22 protein-coding genes are annotated in these 19,705 nt (G+C 64.8%); 11 read left to right on the top strand and 11 right to left on the bottom strand.

Annotated features, from left to right (window positions below):
- Position 1: 1 nt before the first annotated feature.
- Positions 2-478, bottom strand: coding sequence for a (2Fe-2S)-binding protein (locus ASD99_RS03650; RefSeq protein ID WP_056591822.1), 477 nt, complete (start codon positions 476-478; stop codon positions 2-4).
- Positions 478-1,338: an FAD binding domain-containing protein gene (locus ASD99_RS03645; protein WP_056591820.1), complete on the bottom strand. Its 861-nt coding sequence runs from the start codon at positions 1,336-1,338 to the stop codon at positions 478-480. The genes ASD99_RS03650 and ASD99_RS03645 overlap by 1 nt, the downstream gene beginning before the upstream one ends.
- A 237-nt stretch (positions 1,339-1,575) precedes the next feature.
- Here ASD99_RS03645 and ASD99_RS03640 point away from each other — a divergent pair, with 237 nt between their 5' ends.
- The gene (locus ASD99_RS03640) at positions 1,576-2,400 is read left to right on the top strand and encodes an N-formylglutamate amidohydrolase (protein ID WP_057142766.1); all 825 of its coding nucleotides are present in this window, start codon (positions 1,576-1,578) and stop codon (positions 2,398-2,400) included.
- A 43-nt stretch (positions 2,401-2,443) separates the two neighbouring features.
- Positions 2,444-2,590: a hypothetical protein gene (locus ASD99_RS33100; protein WP_156388920.1), complete on the top strand. Its 147-nt coding sequence runs from the start codon at positions 2,444-2,446 to the stop codon at positions 2,588-2,590.
- Positions 2,591-2,844: 254 nt separating this feature from the next.
- On the opposite strand, the gene ASD99_RS03635 is transcribed toward ASD99_RS33100, so the two are convergent.
- Positions 2,845-4,347 carry an ATP-binding protein gene (locus ASD99_RS03635; RefSeq protein WP_057142765.1) on the bottom strand — a complete coding sequence of 501 codons (1,503 nt, stop codon included), beginning with the start codon at positions 4,345-4,347 and terminating at the stop codon, positions 2,845-2,847.
- 411 nt (positions 4,348-4,758) lie between these two features.
- On the opposite strand from ASD99_RS03635, the gene ASD99_RS03630 reads away from it, so the two are divergent.
- Together ASD99_RS03630 and ASD99_RS03625 are read left to right on the top strand one after the other, a co-directional pair.
- Complete coding sequence (locus tag ASD99_RS03630) at positions 4,759-5,064, top strand: hypothetical protein (RefSeq protein WP_056591812.1); 306 nt, start codon at positions 4,759-4,761, stop codon at positions 5,062-5,064.
- 123 nt (positions 5,065-5,187) lie between these two features.
- A complete protein-coding gene (locus ASD99_RS03625) occupies positions 5,188-5,559 on the top strand; it encodes an endonuclease domain-containing protein (protein ID WP_082583142.1) in 372 nt (123 codons plus the stop codon).
- 74 nt (positions 5,560-5,633) lie between these two features.
- Here ASD99_RS03625 and ASD99_RS03620 read toward each other — a convergent pair whose 3' ends face one another.
- The 3 genes from ASD99_RS03620 to ASD99_RS03610 form a co-directional block, all read right to left on the bottom strand.
- A complete protein-coding gene (locus ASD99_RS03620; protein WP_056591805.1) occupies positions 5,634-6,482 on the bottom strand; it encodes an aldo/keto reductase in 849 nt (282 codons plus the stop codon).
- A 133-nt stretch (positions 6,483-6,615) separates the two neighbouring features.
- Entirely contained in the window at positions 6,616-7,248 is a 633-nt protein-coding gene (locus tag ASD99_RS03615; protein ID WP_056591801.1) for a PQQ-binding-like beta-propeller repeat protein, read from the bottom strand.
- Between the two features lie 36 nt (positions 7,249-7,284).
- A complete protein-coding gene (locus tag ASD99_RS03610) occupies positions 7,285-8,505 on the bottom strand; it encodes a hypothetical protein (RefSeq protein ID WP_057142763.1) in 1,221 nt (406 codons plus the stop codon).
- Positions 8,506-8,835: 330 nt separating this feature from the next.
- On the opposite strand from ASD99_RS03610, the gene ASD99_RS03605 reads away from it, so the two are divergent.
- From ASD99_RS03605 to ASD99_RS03590, 4 genes are all read left to right on the top strand, one after another.
- Positions 8,836-9,585, top strand: a complete 750-nt coding sequence (locus ASD99_RS03605) for a DUF899 domain-containing protein (protein WP_057142762.1) — start codon at positions 8,836-8,838, stop codon at positions 9,583-9,585.
- A gap of 123 nt (positions 9,586-9,708) precedes the next feature.
- Positions 9,709-9,981: a hypothetical protein gene (locus ASD99_RS03600; protein ID WP_056592205.1), complete on the top strand. Its 273-nt coding sequence runs from the start codon at positions 9,709-9,711 to the stop codon at positions 9,979-9,981.
- Positions 9,982-10,031: 50 nt separating this feature from the next.
- On the top strand, positions 10,032-11,036 hold the full coding sequence (locus ASD99_RS03595) for a zinc-dependent alcohol dehydrogenase family protein (RefSeq protein WP_057142761.1): 1,005 nt from the start codon (positions 10,032-10,034) through the stop codon (positions 11,034-11,036).
- Positions 11,037-11,273: 237 nt separating this feature from the next.
- Positions 11,274-11,546 carry a hypothetical protein gene (locus tag ASD99_RS03590; RefSeq protein WP_056591789.1) on the top strand — a complete coding sequence of 91 codons (273 nt, stop codon included), beginning with the start codon at positions 11,274-11,276 and terminating at the stop codon, positions 11,544-11,546.
- A gap of 25 nt (positions 11,547-11,571) precedes the next feature.
- Here ASD99_RS03590 and ASD99_RS03585 read toward each other — a convergent pair whose 3' ends face one another.
- The 4 genes from ASD99_RS03585 to ASD99_RS03570 all read right to left on the bottom strand — a co-directional run bounded on the left by ASD99_RS03585 (position 11,572) and on the right by ASD99_RS03570 (position 14,704).
- Positions 11,572-12,429, bottom strand: a complete 858-nt coding sequence (locus ASD99_RS03585) for a sigma-70 family RNA polymerase sigma factor (RefSeq protein WP_057142819.1) — start codon at positions 12,427-12,429, stop codon at positions 11,572-11,574.
- A complete protein-coding gene (locus ASD99_RS03580; RefSeq protein WP_057142760.1) occupies positions 12,429-12,902 on the bottom strand; it encodes a carboxymuconolactone decarboxylase family protein in 474 nt (157 codons plus the stop codon). Before ASD99_RS03580 ends, ASD99_RS03585 begins: the two co-directional genes overlap by 1 nt.
- Before the next feature lie 124 nt (positions 12,903-13,026).
- Positions 13,027-14,025: a bestrophin family protein gene (locus ASD99_RS03575; RefSeq protein ID WP_057142759.1), complete on the bottom strand. Its 999-nt coding sequence runs from the start codon at positions 14,023-14,025 to the stop codon at positions 13,027-13,029.
- A gap of 58 nt (positions 14,026-14,083) precedes the next feature.
- A complete protein-coding gene (locus tag ASD99_RS03570; RefSeq protein ID WP_057142818.1) occupies positions 14,084-14,704 on the bottom strand; it encodes a TetR/AcrR family transcriptional regulator in 621 nt (206 codons plus the stop codon).
- Positions 14,705-15,011: 307 nt separating this feature from the next.
- Between ASD99_RS03570 and ASD99_RS03565 the strand changes: the two genes are divergently transcribed.
- The 3 genes from ASD99_RS03565 to ASD99_RS03555 are packed head-to-tail and all read left to right on the top strand — an operon-like array spanning position 15,012 to position 18,759.
- The gene (locus ASD99_RS03565; RefSeq protein ID WP_056591778.1) at positions 15,012-15,485 is read left to right on the top strand and encodes a (2Fe-2S)-binding protein; all 474 of its coding nucleotides are present in this window, start codon (positions 15,012-15,014) and stop codon (positions 15,483-15,485) included.
- Entirely contained in the window at positions 15,482-16,465 is a 984-nt protein-coding gene (locus ASD99_RS03560) for an FAD binding domain-containing protein (RefSeq protein WP_056591774.1), read from the top strand. Before ASD99_RS03565 ends, ASD99_RS03560 begins: the two co-directional genes overlap by 4 nt.
- A complete protein-coding gene (locus ASD99_RS03555) occupies positions 16,462-18,759 on the top strand; it encodes a xanthine dehydrogenase family protein molybdopterin-binding subunit (RefSeq protein ID WP_057142758.1) in 2,298 nt (765 codons plus the stop codon). Before ASD99_RS03560 ends, ASD99_RS03555 begins: the two co-directional genes overlap by 4 nt.
- Positions 18,760-18,932: 173 nt before the next feature.
- Here ASD99_RS03555 and ASD99_RS03550 read toward each other — a convergent pair whose 3' ends face one another.
- On the bottom strand, positions 18,933-19,649 hold the full coding sequence (locus ASD99_RS03550) for an outer membrane protein (protein ID WP_057142757.1): 717 nt from the start codon (positions 19,647-19,649) through the stop codon (positions 18,933-18,935).
- Positions 19,650-19,705 lie beyond the last annotated feature (56 nt).

The raw sequence follows: 19,705 nt of genomic DNA, 5'->3' as shown, positions 1-19,705 counted from the left end.
CTCATGCTCCCTTCATCACGATGGCCGCGTCCTGGACGGCGCGCACGATCTTGTCATAGCCGGTGCAGCGGCAGAGGTTCCCGGCGAGGCCGAAGCGGATTTCTTCCTCGGTCGGATCGGGGTTCTTGGCCAAAAGGTCCTTGGCCGCGATCAGGAAGCCCGGCGTACAGATGCCGCATTGCAGCGCCGCGTGCTCGAGGAACTTCTGCTGCAGCGGATGCAGTGTGTCGCCATGCGCCATGCCCTCGATGGTCTCGACGCGCCGCCCTTCGGTCTCCGCGCCGAGCACCAGGCACGAGCACACCAGCCGGTCGTCGAGGATGACGCTGCAGGCGCCGCAGTCGCCGGTACCGCAACCTTCCTTGGCGCCCGTCAGTCCCAGCCGATCGCGCAGGACATCGAGCAGCGTCTCGTCCGGCTGGCACAGGAACTCGACGCTGTCGCCATTGATTGTGGTTGAAACTGCTACACCAGCCATCATTTTCCTCCTGCGCGTGCATAGGCGGTCGTGGCGGCCCGCTTGGCCAGCACGCCCGCAACTTTCCTTCTGAATTCGACGGTGCCGCGCTTGTCGTCGATGGGACGACAGGCCCCCGCGCAGACCTTGGCGAGCCGCTCCAGCGTCGCTTCGTCCAGCCTGGAGCCGATGAGCACCTGCGCGGCCTCCTCGACCAGAAGCACCGTCGCCGCTACGGCGCCCAGCGCCACGCGGGCCGATTTGACCACACCGTGCTCATCGAGCGTCAGGTTCACGCCGGCGCTGACCACCGCGATATCCATCTCCGTGCGTGGAATGAACCGGAGATACGCATCGCCCGAGCGCGGCGCGCGCTTGTCGAGCAGGATCGCCTCGATGATCTCGCCTTTGGCCAGCGACGTCTTGCCCGGCCCGGTCGGCACGCCCTGCACGGGAATCGTGCGCCTGCCCGCCGGTCCGACAATCGATGCCCTGGCGCCGGCGGCAACCAGCGCCGGCACGCTGTCGGCGGCAGGCGAAGCGTTGCAGAGATTGCCTGTTATGGTGCAGCGTCCCTGCACCTGTTTCGAGCCGATCAGCTTGGCGGCCTCGACGACGCCAGGCCATGCCTTCTTCAGCGCAGCGCTCTCTCCCAGGACGGCGCAGGGGACCGCGGCGCCGATGCTGAAGCCGTCTCCGGTTTCCGTGATCTCGCTCAAGCCGTCGATCGCCTTGATGTCGACGATCAGGTCGGGTTCGATGAAGCCGCCTTTCATCCTCACCAGAAGGTCGCTGCCTCCCGCGAGAATTGCGGCCGTACCGGACGAGCCGGCCAACTGGCCAACGGCATCTTCCATTGAAAGCGGACGTATGTAGCGCATCGTCTCCCCTTGATCATAGCGATTTCAGCGACCGTTATAAACAGTCTCCTCATAATGACCATCCGGTTCCGTATCGCGGCATTGAGCCAGGCGCCCAACCTGAATTGGCGTACGCCGTGCGAACCGGAAATCATTGAGAAAGCCCAGCTTGGAGCAAATTCCTGGTTTCCTCAAGGGTTTAAAACGTTAGGCTAGCGTGGCGAACCGGAACCCTCCGCCCTCCGTGCATTTCAGTGGATCGTGAACAAGCCCATTTTCAACACCACTTCCAACGGGTCAGCGGCAGGCTGGACAATCAAGCGCGGTGAATCGCCCGTCATTGGCACCGCGATCCACAGCGGCTGCGATGTCGGGTCCGTTTGCCAATCGCTGCTGTCCATCTCCAACGCCGACCGGCTGCGTGAAGAGGACCCCTTCACCGAACAGTTCATCACCGATTTCCCGACCCAGGTCATTGTTCATCGATCGCGCTTTCAAGTCGATCTGAACCGGGCGCGCGAGGCTGCGATCTATCTGTCGCCGGACCAGTCCTGGGGCTTGAATGTGTGGCAAGAGCCACCGGCCGAGGAGATCATGAACGAATCCCTCGCGTTTCACGACGCGTTCTATGCCGCGCTCAAGCGTGTCCTCGTCGATGTCGAAAAACGCTACGGCAGGTTCGTCCTTGTCGATGTCCACAGCTACAACCACCGGCGCGAAGGGCCCCAAGGCGTGCCCGCGTCTCAAGATGGCGCGCCCGATATCAATATCGGCACATTCTCGATGGACCGCGAGCGCTGGGCACCGGTTGTCGACGCTTTCATCGAGGCGCTTCGCGGCCAGCGTTTCAACGGCGAACCGATCGATGTGCGCGAGAACGTGTCCTTCCAGGGCAAGGGCGAACAGACCCGCTTCGTCCATGCCAATTTCCCGCAAACCGGGTGTGCCATCGCGGTCGAGTTCAAGAAGATCTTCATGGACGAGTGGAGCGGCGAACCCGATTGGAGCGCAATCGAGCGGCTGCGCGCCATGCTGGCGTCGACCGTGCCCGTCCTGGAGTCGGTCCTGCGGGCCGCGCGATGAAGCCGTCGAACCCACGTCTCCATTGGTACTGGTCGAAGCGGATATGGGCGCGCATTTCCGGGACGGCAAGCCGATCCGCCGCGAATTCGGCAACGGCAACCGTTTGCACATCTACCGCCATGTACACGACGGATTTGCCACAAGTGTTGTCGTTGCGCTGGAGGAGCAGCTGAAGCTGCGCCAATCCTAAGGAAAGACCATAGCGAATTCGCAGTTGGCGACGCTTTGATCACTTGCAATGAAAATGGGCCGCAAGGTCGGCGTTCGCCGCAAAACAGGCACGGCCATCGATTTCGGTGGCGAGATACACCTACCCTGACCGGTGTCACCGCGACCGATCTGACGGCCGGGTGTGGGATCGACGTCGTTGCTGGCTCCCCGCGCGTGCCGAGGTGAGCGCATGCAAGGCGGCTTCTAACCCCACAGCGCCCTATCCGCCCCGCCTCACAGCGCCAGGCTCCCCTGCTCCACCTCCGCAGCATTTGGATCGCCCGGTGCCGTCGCCCAGGCCAGTTCGACCAGCGTCACGGTGCGCCGGCCTGTTCCGTCCAGTTGGCAGACGATGAGGCCTTGCTCCTCGATATAGGTCAAGAGACGCCGGGCGCGGCGCAGCGAGTGGGAGCCGTAGGCACGCGCGATCGCGGCGTCGCTCGGGCACGGCCAGCCCTCCTTTGCCGCACGCGCGATCATCATGAACACGCCCTGCATGTCGTCGGGCAGCAGCGACGCGCGGACGGAAACGTCCCGCCATGCGTCATCCTGCGTCGTCTCGGAGCCGAGGCCGGCGCGGGCGCGCGTCAGCATGCGGCGGAACTCCGGCAGGTCGGGCACGACCGAGGCGAGGCCTTCGATGCGGCAGCGGACCACGAATTCCTGATAGAGCACGCCGATCACACGGAAACCCGCGTCGGGTTGCGCCAGGATGGCGCGCAGCACGCGGTCGACGCGCTCACGACGCTCCGCCAGATCCTCGGCGCTGACTTGCGGCTCCGCCGGTTCGGGGCGGATTTCCAAGGCCGCTGACTTGGCCGCCATCAACTGGTCGAGCAGGTCCGGCGACGTCGTGCGGCGCGGCGCGCGCACCGTCTCGGGGGGCGGCGCCGCCAGGATGATGGCGCGTGCATCCTCCAATGCCGCTTCCGGCATCGCCATCAGCCGCGGTGTGCCGTTGCGCGGGCTTGTATCGGTCGGGCCGATGCGCAGGCCCAGCGGACGGCGCGACAGCGCCGGGCCGAGCGCCATGAACTGCCCGCGCTCCAGGTCGCGAAAAGCCTCCGCCTGGCGCCGTTCCATGCCCAAAAGGTCGGCGGCGCGCGCCATGTCGATATCGAGGAAGGTGCGGCCCATGAGAAAATTGGACGCCTCGGCGGCGACGTTCTTGGCGAGCTTGGCCAGCCGCTGGGTGGCGATGATGCCGGCCAGCCCGCGCTTGCGGCCACGGCACATCAAATTGGTCATGGCGCCGAGCGAGAGCTTTCGTGCCTCGTCGGAAACCTCGCCGGCGACCGCCGGCGCGAACAGCTGCGCCTCGTCCACCACCACCAGCATCGGGTACCAGTGGTCGCGGGCGACCTCGAACAGCCCGCCGAGGAAGGCGGCAGCGCGCCGCATCTGGTTCTCGGCGTCGAGCCCTTCGAGATTGAGCACGGTGGAGACGCGATGGATGCGCGCCCGCTCGCCGGCCGCTTGCAGGCCGCGCTCGGTATGCTGCTCGGCATCAATCACCAGATGGCCGTAACGATCGCCCAGCGACACGAAGTCGCCTTCGGGGTCGATGATGGTCTGCTGCACCCAGGGCACGCTCTGCTCCAGGAGGCGCCTCAGCAGATGCGACTTGCCGGAGCCCGAATTGCCCTGCACCAAAAGCCGGGTCGCCAGCAGTTCCTCGAGATCCAGGTTCGCCGGGGCGCCTGCGGTCGTGTGTCCCATCTCGATCGCAACGGTCATCTCGACTCAGGCGCTCCTTTCGCAGATGGGCTTATCAACTGGGTCACAGCCCGTCGAGCGCGCATGGCCGGCAGTTCAGCGTTGCGCACAGCTGTCCTGACGCGGTCTGTCGGGTGAACCCTGTGGATAGTAACCAGTCGTTCACCATGGGCCAGCGTTCCGATTGCAGGCGCCCCGCATCCGGTTAGCCTGACCTTGCACCGCGTCCCCAACGTGATGCGTCCCAACCCCGCCCGCTTGGCGACCGACGTTTCAAGTTCCCTCTCCAAGTATATGTCGGTCGCCAACTGCGCCTGATCCCGCCAAGTTCTGGCATCGTACAGAGCCGCTCAGCGGCGCAAACTTTGGGTTGACCCCTTCGGACCGCAAGGCGACACTCCACCCAACGAACAGGTGCTAGGAGGAATTGCGATGGACGAGCCCGAACGGTGGCGCCACATGTCGACGGCGCCGAGGGATGGCAGCCGCATCCTGGTCACGGTGCGCCCGTCCGAACAGGGGCCGGCGGAAGTCGACCTCGCCTATTGGTCACGCGCCGACCAGTTCGCCTCGGAAGGCTGGCGCGCGTCGGACTCCTCGCCAGGGCGCGTCGTCGAATACGCCGAACCGGAACTGAAGTGCTGGATGCCGTTGCCGACGGCCAACCTCAGCCGTGCCTCGATGCCAGCACCTTGGGAAGGTGAAGACGCCCAGCAACTCGACGGCTCGGGGATTTGAGCGGGTGCAAGAGTTTGGCGAAAGCGGTCGAACTGCCGATCTCCCCTCAAGTGGGGGAGATGTCCGACAGGACAGAGGGGGGCGCCGTAGAGCGCCAACATCGATAACCACCGAACACTGACCATGCCTCACACACCATTGCCCCCGAAACACCGCGCAAACGCGAGGTCGATGCGTAAAGTCATGACCGGCGCCGAGTTGAAGCTCTGGAACGAGCTTCGTGCGCACAGACTGATGGGCCTTGGCGTTCGGCGACAATTTCCAATCGCTGGCTACATCGCCGACTTCGCTTGTCCAGAGAAGACGATGATCGTCGAGCTTGACGGCACCCAGCATGCGGAAACCGACGCTCTCACAAGTGACGAAGCAAGGACATCACGTCTGGCGCAGGATGGCTGGACCGTGCTGCAGTTCTGGAATGACGATGTCATTCGAGACATCGACAATGTCTGCCAACATATTGTTATCAGCGCAGGTTTGGCCGACACGTCCTGACACGTTGGCGGGGCAGCGCCCCCCTTACATCTCCCCCACGAGGGGGGAGATTGGCAGTTCGGCCGCCGGGCCCCTTAGAACAAAAACGCGGCCGTAGCGGGGTTCGGCCCGGTGCGCCCGTCGGGCGAATCCATGCCCCGGATCGTCTGCAGATCCTGGGCATCGAGCTCGAAATCGAAGACATCGAAATTGGCGACGATGCGATCCCTGCGGATCGATTTTGGAATGACGATCAGCCCCTCCTGGAGATGCCAGCGGATGATCGTCTGGGCGACAGACTTGCCATGCTTTTTTGCAATGCTTGCCAAGGTCGGATCGTTCAGCAGCCGGCCGCTGCCCAGCGGGCTCCAGCTTTCGATGCGGATGCCGTGGCTGGCATGAAAGTCCCTAAGGTCGCGTTGCTGGAAACGAGGATGCAACTCGATCTGGTTGACGACGGGCGTCACGCCGGTCTCTGTGATAATCCGCTCCAGATGGTCCTGGTTGAAATTCGAAACACCGATCGACTTGATGCGGCCGCCTTGCCTGAGCTCGACCAGCGTCTTCCAGGCCTCGCCATATTTGTCCAGGCTGGGCACCGGCCAGTGGATCAGGAACAGGTCGAGCTGCTCGATGCCGAGCTTGCCCATCGTCTCGTCGAACGCGCGCAACGCCGCATCGCGCTGGTGCGTGGCGTTTCGCAGCTTGGACGTGATGAACAGCTCGCGGCGCGGCACGCCGGCGCTGCGTATCGCCTCTCCGACCCCCTCCTCGTTCTGGTAACCCTCGGCGGTGTCGATCAGGCGATAGCCGGCCTCAATGCCCCAACCCACCACTTCAGCGGTGATATCCTGGTCGACCTGCCACACGCCAAGGCCGAGCTGGGGAACGGCGGAGCCGTCGTTCAACGCAATCTGTGCAGGCATGGTGGGCTGTTCAGGCATGGCGGGGTCCTTTGCAAAGCTGGTCCAGGCGGTCCGCCCGGTGCACAGCCTATCTAGGTTCGACAGGGGGCGCGGCCAGCCGACAGCGACAAATTGTCGAAGTTCGCCTGCAAGTGTGACCTCGGTGTCAGCCTCACCGCGGCCGGCGCACCGCCCGCACCACCCCGGCGGATGTGCTGCCGCAGTAGAGGCGGTCGCCGCCATCGGATTCAAGTCCCGACACGCCCATGCCGGCCGGCATGTCGAGCTTCTCCAGTACCTTGCCTGATTGCGGGTCGACGCGGCGCAGGTCACTGTAGTCGCCTTCCCAGGTGGCGTGCCACAGTTCGCCGTCAACCCATGTCACCCCGGTGACGAAACGGTTGGATTCGATGGTGCGCAGGATTGCGCCGGTCTCCGGATCGATCTGGTGGATCTTGCGCTCGCGATATTGCCCCACCCACAGCGTCCCTTCAGCCCAGGTCAACCCGGAATCACCGCCGCCGCCGGGCGCCGGAATGGCCGCCAGCACCTGGCCGGTATCAGGGTCGATCTTCTGGATGAGCTCGTTGGCAAGCTGGAAGAAATGCTGGCCGTCATAGGCGGTGCCGGCATGTGCCGCGACATCGATCGAGCGCAGCGCCTGCCCGTTTTCCGGATCGAAGGCGTTCAGCTTCTCGCCCGAGGCAAACCAGACGTTGTTGCCGTCAAAGCTCACCCCATGCACCCTCTCCACTTCCGGAAAGGGTCCGTATTCGCGCAGGATTTCGGCCGCCGACTGTTTCATGTCTTGATCCTCACTGAGATGGTCTGATGTCCCTTACTAACCACTCGGCAACGGCGCCGGGAGTAACAAGGTGGTCGTGAATCCCGCCACCGGCGGCGTCATCCAGCGGCGCGCCCGTCCGTGCCCGAAAAACTGCACCTTGCCGGCCTCGCCAAGCTGCTCCAGCGCACGCTGCACGCTGCGCTGGCCGATGCCAAGCGCCAGCGCCAGCGCAGAGGACGCCCAGGATTCACCATCGGCAAGGAAGGCCAGCACCGCCGCGTGCCGCTCCTCGATAGGCCGCGCCAGCACCAGCACCTCGCGCGCCTGGCGCGGTGCCAGCGCGAAACCCTGGCTGGTCGCGTCAATGTCGGCCAGCCCCCGCAGTTCGGCGCGCAGCCGGCCGATCTCGACCCGCAGCCGCGCCCGGTGCGATTCATCGGCGTGCCTGCCGCTGAAGGCTTCGGCGATTAGCCTCGCCCTCGACACATCGCCTGGCCATGCTTCGGCGAGCGCGCGTGCCAGCGCAAACAGCACCGGCCGCGTTGCCAGCGAGACCGTGACTTCCTGCCTGCGCACGACATAGCGGAAACTATCGACCAGCAGCGCCGGCGACGCCTGCAACGCCTCGACGTCCTCGAGCAGCAAGGGGCGCTGCTCGCCACCCGCGATCAGCCGCGCGGCCGGCGTGTCCAGCGCCAAGAATGCGCTGTCGACCTCCGCGATCAGGCCCGCAATGCCGGCCCGGCGAGCGGCGTGGCGTGCCCACTCCAACGCCCTGCGCGCCGGCTTCGTCTTCAGGCGCCGTATCGCGATGCCGGCGACCGCGAGTTCGTGCGCGGCGCGCGAGGCCGGCGGAAGCGGCGCCGGGTCGAGCCCGGCCAGCACGTCTTCAGCCTCGTCGAGACGGCCGATCAAAAGCAGGCGCCGCACCTTGAGGTGGCCGGCATGCCCGGCGTTCAGCCGGTCGCCGTGCTTTTCCAGAGTTGCGCGCGCCGCATCGAGCGCCTTGGCCGGCCAGCCGAGGTCGCGCGAGACCAGCGCGATCTCGGCCTCGGCGACGACGCATCTGGCGCGCGCCACCGCTTCTTTCGGGCCGAAGCCACGCGCGGCCCTCCGCAGCAGCGCCTTGGCGCGATCGAGATCGCCGAGCTGCGCCATCGCAATGCCGCGCAGCGCCAGCGCCGGCGGGTCTTCGCGCAAGGCGACGCGATCCAGCGCGCCGAGCGGATCGCCCCCGGCCAGCGCCAGTGCTGCCGCGGTGATCAGCGAGTCCATTCAAATCCCGTCACACTTGTAACTCCCACCCCCGCGCGTCACCGCCCTAACTTAAGCCAGCACAGTCAACCAGCAAGCCGTGCCGGCAACCAACGGCACGCCAACGGAGAAGAAGATGCCCAGTTCAGCCGATCTGCCCCTCGACGCGACAATCGACACGACCAGGCACTCCGCGCGAATCCGCCACCCCTGCTGCGGCGGGCCTGGCGATTCAAATCCCCTCACACTTGTAACTCCCACCGCTGCGCCAGACCGCCCTACCCTAGCTCACGACCAGCAAGCAGCAACACGTCGCAACAGTGCGGCGGCAAACTGACAAGGAGACGACCAATGACCAAGCACATCGCAATGAAGACCCCGCCGATCGTTTCAAGACAGGACTGGGAAGCTGCCCGCGAACAGATGCTGGTGAAGGAGAAGGCAACGCTGCGCGCCAAGGACGCATTGGCCGCCGAGCGCCGGCGCATGCCGTGGATGGAAGTCGACAAGGCCTATGTGTTCGAGGGGCCGAACGGCAAGGCGAGCCTGCTCGACCTGTTCGAGGGCCGCCGCCAGCTGATCGTCTACCGCGCCTTCTTCGAGCCCGGCGTGTTCGGCTGGCCCGAGCATGCCTGCCGCGGCTGTTCGCTCGGCGCCGATCAGGTCGGCCACCTCGCCCATCTCAACGCCCGCAACACCACGCTTGCCTACGCCTCGCGCGCCCCGCAGGCCGACATTGCGCGGGTGAAGCAGCGGATGGGCTGGGAGATGCCCTGGTACACCATCACCGACAGTTTCGACAAAGACTTCGGCGTCGACGAATGGCACGGCCACAACGTCTTCATCCGCGATGGCGACCGCATCTTCCGCACCTATTTCATCAACAGCCGCGGCGACGAGGCGATGGGCACCGTCTGGAGCTATCTCGACGCGACGCCGCTCGGCCGCCAGGAGATCTGGGAAGATTCGCCCGAAGGCTATCCGCAGACCCCGCTCTACTCCTGGTGGAACTGGCACGACAATTACGACGCCGGGGTCGACAAGACATGGGAACAAGTGTCTGCGGCCGGAGAAGCGGCGTTCCGCGACAAGGGCGAGTAGCGAGGGCCTGTCGGGAAAGGGTGGCGCACGCTCACCCAGCTTGAGTTTCCTCTCCCTCACGGAGTGGGGGAGAGGAACCCAAGTCCTGTTATCGGCCCCGCCATGACCATCAAGGAAGAGACCATGAGCGATATCCATTCTCGCACGGGCAGCGTGCCCTCCGAAGACACTGCCCCCCTCACCATCGCCGACTGGCTATGCCTTGCTGCGGCCCCTACCTTCGCGCTGATGGCGCTGCTCTCCTGTCTCCAGGGTGGCGATGCAGCCATGCTGTGCATGGGCTCCTCGCCACTGACCGGCCCGTCTTTAACCGGAATGGCGGCGATGTATCTTCTGATGAGCGCCTTCCATCTGGCGCCCTGGCTGCGGGTGATTTCCGGCCGGCAGGTCCGATAGGTCCAGCGCGCCGCCCCAATTTTAGACACCCCACACATCGGAGAAAGACAATGAAACTGGTCAGGCTGAGAGCGCCGGGCGGCTTGGACAATCTCGACCTGGTCGAGGAAGACCCGCCCCAGCCAGGGCCGGGTGACGTGCTGGTCAGGATCCGGGCCTGCTCGTTGAACATGCGTGACGATTTCGCGGTGCAGGGCAAGACACCGTTCGCTGACGGCCGCGTTCCGCTGTCCGATGGCTCAGGCGAGGTGATTGCCGTCGGCGACGCTGTCGATGCGTTCAAGCCCGGAGACAGCGTCGTCAGCGTCTTCTACCCCTGGTGGCTCGACGGCGACATGATGCCCGCGACCCGGCGCGACATTCCGGGGGAAAGTTTTGACGGCTTCGCCAGCGAGTATGTATGCATGCCGGCGCGGGCCTTCACCAGGGCACCGGCGGGCTATACGCATGTCGAGGCGGCAACGCTCACCTGCACGGGCGTCACCGCCTGGCGGGGCCTGGTTGTGTGCGGCAAGGTGAAGCCGGGCGACACGGTGCTGGTCCTCGGCACCGGCAGTGTGTCGCTGTTTGCGCTGCAATTCGCCAAAGCCGCCGGCGCCCGGGTCATAGCAACGTCATCCGACGAGCAAAAGCTGGAGAGGCTCAGGCGCCTCGGCGCCGACACTGTCATCAACTACAAGGCGGTGCCGGACTGGGGCCAAAAGGCCAGAAACTTCACCGACGGACGCGGCGTCGATCACGTGATCGAGGTCGGCGGCCCCGCCACGCTGGCGCAGTCGATAGCGGCCTGCCGGACGGGCGGTCACATCGCCCTGATCGGCGTGCTGACCGGCTTTGCGGTTGAGGTCTCGATCCCGGCGGTGTTTTCGAACCAGATCCGCATCAGCGGCATTTCCATTGGCAGCCGGGCCGACCAGCAGGACATGATCCGGGCGATAGAGATCAACCGCCTGAAGCCCGTTGTCGACCGCCATTTCCCGCTTGAGGACATCGCCACCGCCTTCGCACACTACGAATCCCAGAAGCATTTCGGCAAGGTCTGCCTCGACGTTTGAGCGCTCCCCCCAAGGCGCCAGCAGCCCCACAAACCACCCAGAATCCATCAGCAACAGCTAATTGACAGTCCGAGAGAAACGGCGCTCACTGGTTTTCACAGGTGGATCGCAGCATCAGGCGGGCGATATCGACCGCCGGCGTCACCTCAGCAATTCCGGGAAAAGCGTGAAACGGTTTTCCCGGGAAAAGCGCATAGCGCTTTCCCGTGGGAATTGCGTAGAACCAGGGAGGATGCCATGCCAACCGTTATCGGTCACCACAACATCACGAAAGACAGCAAGCACTGGCTCAATTCACCCAAGCGCAAGGAGCTCTTCGGCTCGCTTGGGATCACCAACATCCGCACTTTCGTCGATCCGCAGAACCCGAAACGTGTGGCCGTGATGATGGACGTTCCGGACATGGATAAGATGGCCGCGCTGATGCAGAGCAAGGCGGCTGCCGACGCAATGGCCCACGACGGAGTGGTGCCGGAGTCGCTGGTGATTCTGGTCGAAGCGAAGGGGTAACCGCTCGCTTTTCGGGTGACAGGTTTCAATGCAGGTGCCTCAGCTTGTCGGGATTGCGCATCACATAGATGGCCGCGATCTTTCCGTCCTCGATGTCGAGCGCGGTTGTCTGCAGCTCGCCATCGGCTTCCAGCGTGACGAAGCCGGGTAACCCGTTGACGAAACCGATGCGAACAAGGGTCGAGCGGTTCTCCTGGAGCCAGGCAACCACACGCTCATATTGCCGCATAACGGCATCGAACCCGTGGACCACGTCCGTGGCGGCCGGGCGCTTGCCGCCGCCGTCGGCATGGGCGCTGACATCGGCCGCCAAAAGCGCCCCGAGCGCCTTCATGTCGCCGCTGCGCGAGGCCGCGAAAAACGCCTCAGCCAGCGCGAGGCCGCGTTGCTTTTCTACCTTGAAACGCGGGCGCGCCTCACGGATATGGGCGCGCGCGCGGGCAGCGAGCTGGCGGCAGGCGGCGGGTTCGCGCTGGATGGCGGCGGCGACCTCCTGGTATCCCAGCCCGAACACATCGTGCAGCAGAAAGGCCGCCCGCTCGAGCGGAGAAAGACGCTCCAGCACCAGCATCAGCGGCAAAGTGACATCTTCCTCGTCATCCTCTTCCACGAGCGGATCGGGAAGCCAGGGACCGACATAGCTCTCACGCCGGCGGCGCGCGGATTTGAGCTGGTCGAGACAGAGTCGCGTGACCGTGCGGCACAGAAAGGCCTCGGGCTCGCGCACATCGCTGCGGTCGGCCCTCATCCAGCGGATGAAGGCCTCGTGCACGATATCCTCGGCGTCCGCCACGGAGCCAAGCATACGATAGGCGACGCGCCTGAGCTTTGGTCCGAGCACGCCGAAATCCGGCGCTGTATGCTCGGGCTCCGCGTTCGTCATCAGGCAGCCGCCGCCTTGGCGGCTGACCTGATCGCCGCCGGATCGGCCCAACCGCCGAAACCGACCGCAAGGCGGTTGTACCCGTTGACGACATTGATCATCAAGGTGAGCTTCACCTGTTCCTCCGGCGTGAACTCGGCCTTCAGGGCATCATAGGCGCTTTCGTGCGTATGTCCTTCGCTGATCCGCGTCAGCGCCTCGGTCCAGCCAAGCGCGGCGCGTTCACGGTCGGTATAGCAGGGCGCCTCGCGCCACGCCGCCAACAAATAGAGGCGCTGCTCGGTTTCGCCGTCCTCGCGCGCGAACACCGTGTGCATGTTGAGGCAGTTGGCGCAGCCGTTGATCTGGGATGCCCGTATCTTCACCAGCTCGGCCAGGCTCGGCTCGAGGCTGGCCGAAATGGCAAAGGCTGCGCGCTGCCATTCCTTCATCAGCGCAGGGGCAGCGGCGAAGAGATCAAGTTTTGCAGTCATGATTGGCTTCCTTCTGTTGTGCCGACATCATGACGAGACAGGATCCGCTGGTGTGACATACACGCCGAGATTTTTGTGCATGTCGCCGGCGCGAGCGGTCGCGCAGCCCTCGGTGTCTGGCAGCCTAGGTGGCAATGTCGTTCACCGGCAGCAACGGCTTGGGCAGGTCAGCCTCGCCAAGCCCGCTGCGCAGTTCGATCTCGATGTCGCGGCAGATCTGCGAGATCGGAACATCGTTGGCGCTGCCCTCGAAGGGATTGGCGCTGCTCTCGCCGACCTGGTCGAGCGACATGTAGGCCCAGCCCAGCAGCGTGCTGAACGGGATGGTCAGCCAGATCGCGATCGGACCGAGCACGCCGCCCAGTTTGCCCATCTCGGCAAACACCGGAACCACCCCGAATGGCAGCAGGGTGCAGAAGATCATCACGAACATCGAGCTGACGATGGCGTATTGCCTGGGATAGGGATTGTTCTTGATGCGATCGCAGCGCGCCTGCTGGTCGTGGAAGTCGCGGATCAGCTTGGTCAGCTCGACATAGACCTGCGGAGGGATTTTCGCATCCTTGAACAACGCATTGACCTGGACCGATTGGAGTTCGAGCAGGGTGATCGCCGGCTGAGCCGATTTCACCACATCCTCGGCCTGTTCGGCCAGCAGCGGACGCAATTCGTCGGCGACCGAGCTCGCATCCTCATGGATTTGGTAGCGCCGCCGGTATTCGACATTGGCTGCCCGCGCCATGGATTCCCAGGGCATCGGCCGCCGCAGGGCGAACCGCAGTGCCGTCATCCAGGCGATATGGCGGTAGATGAGTTGCCGGGCCGTCGGCGCATCGATGAAGTCCCTGCAGAAATTGGACCACAGCCGGCTGCTGGCCGTAATTTGCGCGAAGGCCTGCAGCGCGTCGCTGCTGCGGGTGAACACCTGCGAATTCTTGAAGCCGGCAACGAGTGACACCGTCGTGCCGAGCACCAGCACCACCGACCATGGTACCGAGAAACCGGCGATACCGGGAAGCCGGTAGGCTGCGACAGCCAGTCCGCTCACCACCGCCATGTAGATGACGCTGCGTCGCGACCAGAGCGCGAAATCGATCACCTTGTAGGAACGGCCTACATACATCGGATGCCCTCAAATCATGGACAGGTCAGGTTGTTGCACGACCGAAATCTGGTCGCCCTCACCGTGCCTTCCCCGCGCCAAACCGCAACCCGTCCATCAGCAGCTTGACCAGGCGGCGCGAGCGGTCGCGCCATTCCGGGGTGTCGGGTGCCGAGTAGATGCCCGACAGTGCATGCAGCACGTCCGAAGCATCGACATCGCCTCGGATGGTGCCGTCGGCCACCGCCGCCTCGACCAGTTGCCGCAAGGCTTGCGATACCCGGCCCGACGTGTCGGAAAACAGTGTCGAATTGGTGGTGAGCAGGATGCGCAGGCTGGTCGCCAGGCCGCGCTTGGTGGCGATATAGTCGACGAAGCGCTGCATCCACTGTTCCAGCGCGACATCGGACGTATGTTTTTGGGCAAGCTCGCCGACGGCCGCACACAGTGCCTCCACCTCTCGGCGGTAGACCACTTCGACCAGATGCTCGCGCGTCGGGAAATGCCTGTAGAGCGTACCGATGCCGACACCGGCGCGGCGCGCAATCTCCTCCAGCGAAGCATCGATGCCACGCTCGGCAAAGACGGCGGCTGCCACCTCGACCAGCCGGTCACGGTTGCGCTGCGCATCGGCGCGCAGCGGTTTTGTCTCCGCGGCTTCGGCCGTCTGTTCAGCAATGGCGGGCGGCTCGATGGCCAATTTTTTCTCCACGTCGTGTCAGGGGCTTGAACCCGGCCGGGTCAACCCCCACGTAATAAACGGAGGCGCCTCCGTTTTAGTGGAGTACCTTCATCATATAAGAAGGGGAACCGTTATGTCACGTCTTTCAAACCTGCAAGATCACCTGAGGCTGGCGAAGACGGCCAAGCCGTCAATCTCCCCCTCGTGGGGATCATCTGTCGTCGACGCCTCCGCCGTTCAAGCCTAGCCACAAGGTGCCCTTGCCCTCCCCCGCCTCGACCCCAATTCATTCCCATCCGCGTCAAGCAACTGGAGCCAGACGCCCATGACCAAAATCCACGTCCAACTCGATATCAACGGCGACCATCACGAACTTCAACTTGAGCCGCGTGTCACGCTGCTCGATGCCTTGCGCGACCGGCTCGGCCTGACCGGCACCAAGAAGGGCTGCGACCACGGCCAGTGCGGCGCCTGCACGGTGCATGTTGACGGCGAGCGCGTGCTGGCCTGCCTGACGCTGGCCGCACAAGTCGAGGGCCGCACCGTCACCACTATAGAGGGGCTTGCACGGGAGGGCGAAATGCATCCCGTGCAGGCTGCCTTCCTCGAACAGGACGCCTTCCAGTGCGGCTATTGCACGCCCGGCCAGATCATGTCGGCGGTCGCCTGCATCCGTGAGGGCCATGCCGGCTCCGACGAGGAAATCCGCGAATACATGGCTGGCAATCTCTGCCGCTGCGGCGCCTATCCGCACATCGTCGCCGCCGTTCGCCAGGCGGCATTGGAGGTCCAGTCATGAAGGATTTTTCCTATCTGCGCGCAGCTTCAGTCGATGCCGCACTCCAGGCGGCCGCCCTGCCCGGCGCCATGCTGCTCGCTGGCGGCACCACGCTGATCGACCTCGCCAAATGTGGCGTCACCGAGCCCGAGACGCTGGTCGACATCACCCATCTCAAGGGGCTGAACAGCATCGAAGTGGGCGAGCGCGGCGCCACCATCGGCGCGCTGGCCAGGATGGGCCATGTCGCCGACCATGGCGACATCAAGAGCCGCTTTCCCGCCGTCTCGGAAGCACTGTGGCAGGCGGCCTCGGCGCAGATCCGCAACATGGCGACCATCGGCGGCAATCTGATGCAGCGCACGCGTTGCCCCTATTTCCGCGACCCGGCGAATTTCCCCGCCTGCAACAAGCGGGAACCCGGCAGCGGCTGTTCGGCCATCGGCGGCGTCACAAGGGGACACGCCGTGCTCGGCACCAGCAACGCCTGCATCGCCATGTATCCCGGCGACCTCGCCGTGGCCCTGGTCGCCTTCGATGCGGTCGTGCATCTGGGCCTGCGCCAGGTTCCGGTCGATGACTTTTTCCTTCTGCCCGGCACCACGCCGAACAGGGAACACGCCATCGAACCAGGCGAGATGATCACCGCGATCGAGATCCCCGGCTCGGCCTCTGCCCGGCGTTCTACTTACCTCAAGATCCGCGATCGCCAATCCTATGAGTTTGCCGCCGCCAGTGCCGCCGTCGGCGTCGAGTTCGAAGCCGACGGACGCACCATCCGCGACCTGCGCGTCGCGCTTGGCGGCGTCGCTACAAAGCCTTGGCGTGCCCGGGCCGCGGAAGACGCGCTTAAGGGCAAGGTGCTGGAGCCGGACGCTGTCCGCGCCGCCAGCCTGCTCGCCGTCGAAGGCGCCGTCGACCATGGCGCCAACCACTACAAGATCGAACTGGCGCCGCGCGTCGTCGCCCGCGCCATCCTCAAATTGGGAGAAACGGCATGACCGTTCACAACATCAGACATGGCGACGCGTCCGACGGTGCGCTGTCGGAAGCCGTCGGCGGCCGGCTGTCGCGCGTCGACGGCCCGGCCAAGATCACCGGTGCAGCGAAATACGCCGTCGAGCAGCGGCTCGAAGGCCTCGCCTATGCCGTGCTGGTCGAAAGCACGATTGCGTCGGGCAAGGTGCGTGCGATCGATACCACTGCCGCCGAGGCAGCGCCCGGCGTGCTGCAGGTGCTGACGCCTGACACCATCATCAGCCTCAGGACCGCTTCGGACTGGTTCGGCACGCCGCCACCCGACAAGCCCTATTGCCCGCTGGCCCGCGACATCACCTTCTCCGGTCAGCATGTCGCCGCCGTGGTCGCCGAGACCTTCGAACAGGCGGTCGCGGCGGCAGCGCTGGTCAAGGTCAGCTATGACGAGACGCCTTCCATCGTCGACCTCAGCGATGCCAAGGCCGGCGACGGCATTCCGATCGACGCCATGACCAAGGAATGGGGCGACGCGCAAGCCGCTTTCGCCTCGGCTCCGGTCCGCATCTGCGCCGCCTACAACACACCGCGTGAATACCAGGCGCCGATGGAGCCGCACGGCCTGATAGCGCGCTGGGAGGACGATCAGCTCACCGTTTGGGAACCGAGCCAGTGGCTGGACGGCATGGCGCGCACCTATGCCGAATGGTTCGGCGTGCCGTTCGAGAATGTGCGGCTGGTCTCGCCCTATATTGGCGGCGGCTTCGGTTCCAAGGCGCTGGCGCTCAGCCATGGCGCGGTAGCGGCATGTGCCGCCAGAATGCTCGGCCGGCCGGTACGGCTGGTGATGACGCGGCCGCAGACCTTCACCGGCTATGGCGGCCGCGCCGCGACACGCCAGACGGTGGCGATCGGCGCCGACGCGAACGGAAAAATCCAGTCGATCGTGCATCGCGGCGTCAACGAGACGTCGATCGACGGCATGTGGGTCGAGCCGCTCGGGTCGGTCACCTCGATCATGTATGCGACGCCGAATTTCTCCTCGAAGCAGAATGTCGTGCGGGTGAATTCCGTGGTGCCGGGCGCCATGCGCGCGCCGGGCGAAAACCCTAGCGCCTTCGGCATCGAAAGCGCCATCGACGAGCTCGCTTACGAGGTCGGCATCGATCCGCTGGAGATCCGGCTGAGGAACTATGCCGAGCAGGATCCGCATGCCAAAAAAGCCTGGTCGACCAGGCAGTTGCGCGAGGCTTTTGCCACCGGCGCCGAGCGCTTCGGCTGGTTCAGGCGTACGCCCGAACCGCGCTCCATGCGCGACGGCAACCAGCTGATCGGCTGGGGAGTAGCTGCCGGCACCTATCCGGTGCGACGTGCCTATGGCGAGGCGATCGTGCGCATCCTGGCCGATGGGTCGGTCGAGGTCGAAAGCTCGTCGATCGACATGGGCCAGGGCACCTACACCATCCTGGCGCAAACCGCCGCTGAAACGGTGGGCGTGCGAGCCGACGACGTGGTGGTGAAGCTCGGCGACTCGCGCTTTCCCCGCGCTGGCGTCACCGGCGGTTCGCGGCTGGCCGGCGTGATGACCGGCGCCGTCTACAAGGCGGCGACATCGGCGCTCGACCAACTCGTCGGCCTCGCCATCAGCGATCCGCGCTCGCCTTTCCATGCGCTGCAGGCCAACACGCTGGTCGTCGCCAACGGCCGCATCGGCTCGCCGCGCGGCGACGGACCCGATGTCTCGATCGCCGAACTGCTCAAAAGCGTCGGCCGCGACCACATCGAAGCCACCGGCGACACCATGCCGGCCAACTCGACATCAGACGACCGCTACAAGAACTACACCACCATCGCCATGGCGCTGCCGCACACAGAGGGCGACTATTCCCGCCACTCCTGGTGCGCGCATTTCATCGAGGTGCGCGTCGACGAGGATTTCGGCACGGTGCGCGTATCACGCGTGGTGTCGGCGCTGGATTCAGGCCGGCTCTACAACCCGAAACTTGCCGAAAGCCAGTGGAAGGGCGGCATCATCATGGGCATCGGCCAGGCCCTGCTGGAGGAAGGCATCATGGACCGCCGCCATGGCCGCATCGTCAACAACAACCTCGCCGATTATCTGGTGCCTACCAATGCCGACATCCCCGATATCGAGGTGATCTCGGTCGGCATTCCCGACCTGCATTCCTCGGTGCTCGGCGGCAAGGGCGTCGGCGAGTTGGCGATTGTCGGCGTCGCACCGGCGATCGCCAACGCTGTGTTTCACGCCACGGGCAAGAGGATACGCGACCTGCCGATCACGCTGGAAAAGCTGATTTAACCAGCGCCCGGCTTTATCTCCCCCCTCGACGGGGAGATGTCGCCGAAGCCGACAGAGGGGGTCGCCGCGCGTAGAGCGCCAACCTCATCTGCAGGCTGAGGCCAGTCGAACCGACCCCCCTCTGGCCTGCCGGCCATCTCCCCCTCGAGGAGGGAGATCGGCAGCTTCGGCGATCAGAATTTGTAGGCGATGCCAATCCGGACATCGTGCGTCGTCAACTCGATCTCGTCGGGATTGAGGGGAGCGCCGTTGACGATCAGGTGACGCTGGGAAGTATGGCGGCCGAAATCGGCGAACCGGTACTCGCCGCGGACCACCCAATTGTCGGTGACGGCGTATTCCGCACCGGCGCCCAGCGTGTAGCCGGTGACGGTGTCTTTGGCGTCGGCATAGGGACCGCCCGGAATGTCGGTGGTAGTGTGCTTATAGCTTGCCACAGCCAGGCCGCCGGTGACAAAGGGAAGCCAGCGATCCATCGCATAGCCGGCTCTCAGGCGCACGGTGGCGACCGACTCCAGCTTGAGCTCTCCGCCAAAGGCAGGGTCATCGACGCCAAGCGCCCGATAGAGTGTGGTGTCCTTCACGCTTGCGAAGCTGTAGTCGCCCTCGATGCCGAGAACCAGCCCGCTCTCGAACTGCTTGTTGTAGCCGGCGTAAAGACCGCCGAAACCACCGGACGGACTGTAGCCCCAGCCGTAATTGTCGAAGCTGTCCGGGGCAAAGGCTTGCCCGACCCTCGCGTCCCCCCAGGCATACCCGGCCTGCGCGCCGACATAGACGCCGGACCAGCCGTAGGTGGCGGCAACCGGCAAGACCTCACTGGTGTCCGCCGCGGACGCCATACCGACAGGCGTGAGGATGAAGGCCGTGGCGAAAAGAATGGTTTTCATCGTTTGCTATCCCGAAACTATTGCCTCCCCCGCGCAAAAAATGCGCGGGGGTTTGT

Origin of the sequence: Mesorhizobium sp. Root695 (genome assembly GCF_001428185.1) — a bacterium.
Lineage (GTDB): Bacteria > Pseudomonadota > Alphaproteobacteria > Rhizobiales > Rhizobiaceae > Mesorhizobium.
The sequence above is the reverse complement of the archived record's forward strand: the minus strand, read 5'-3'. Positions and strand labels throughout refer to the sequence as shown.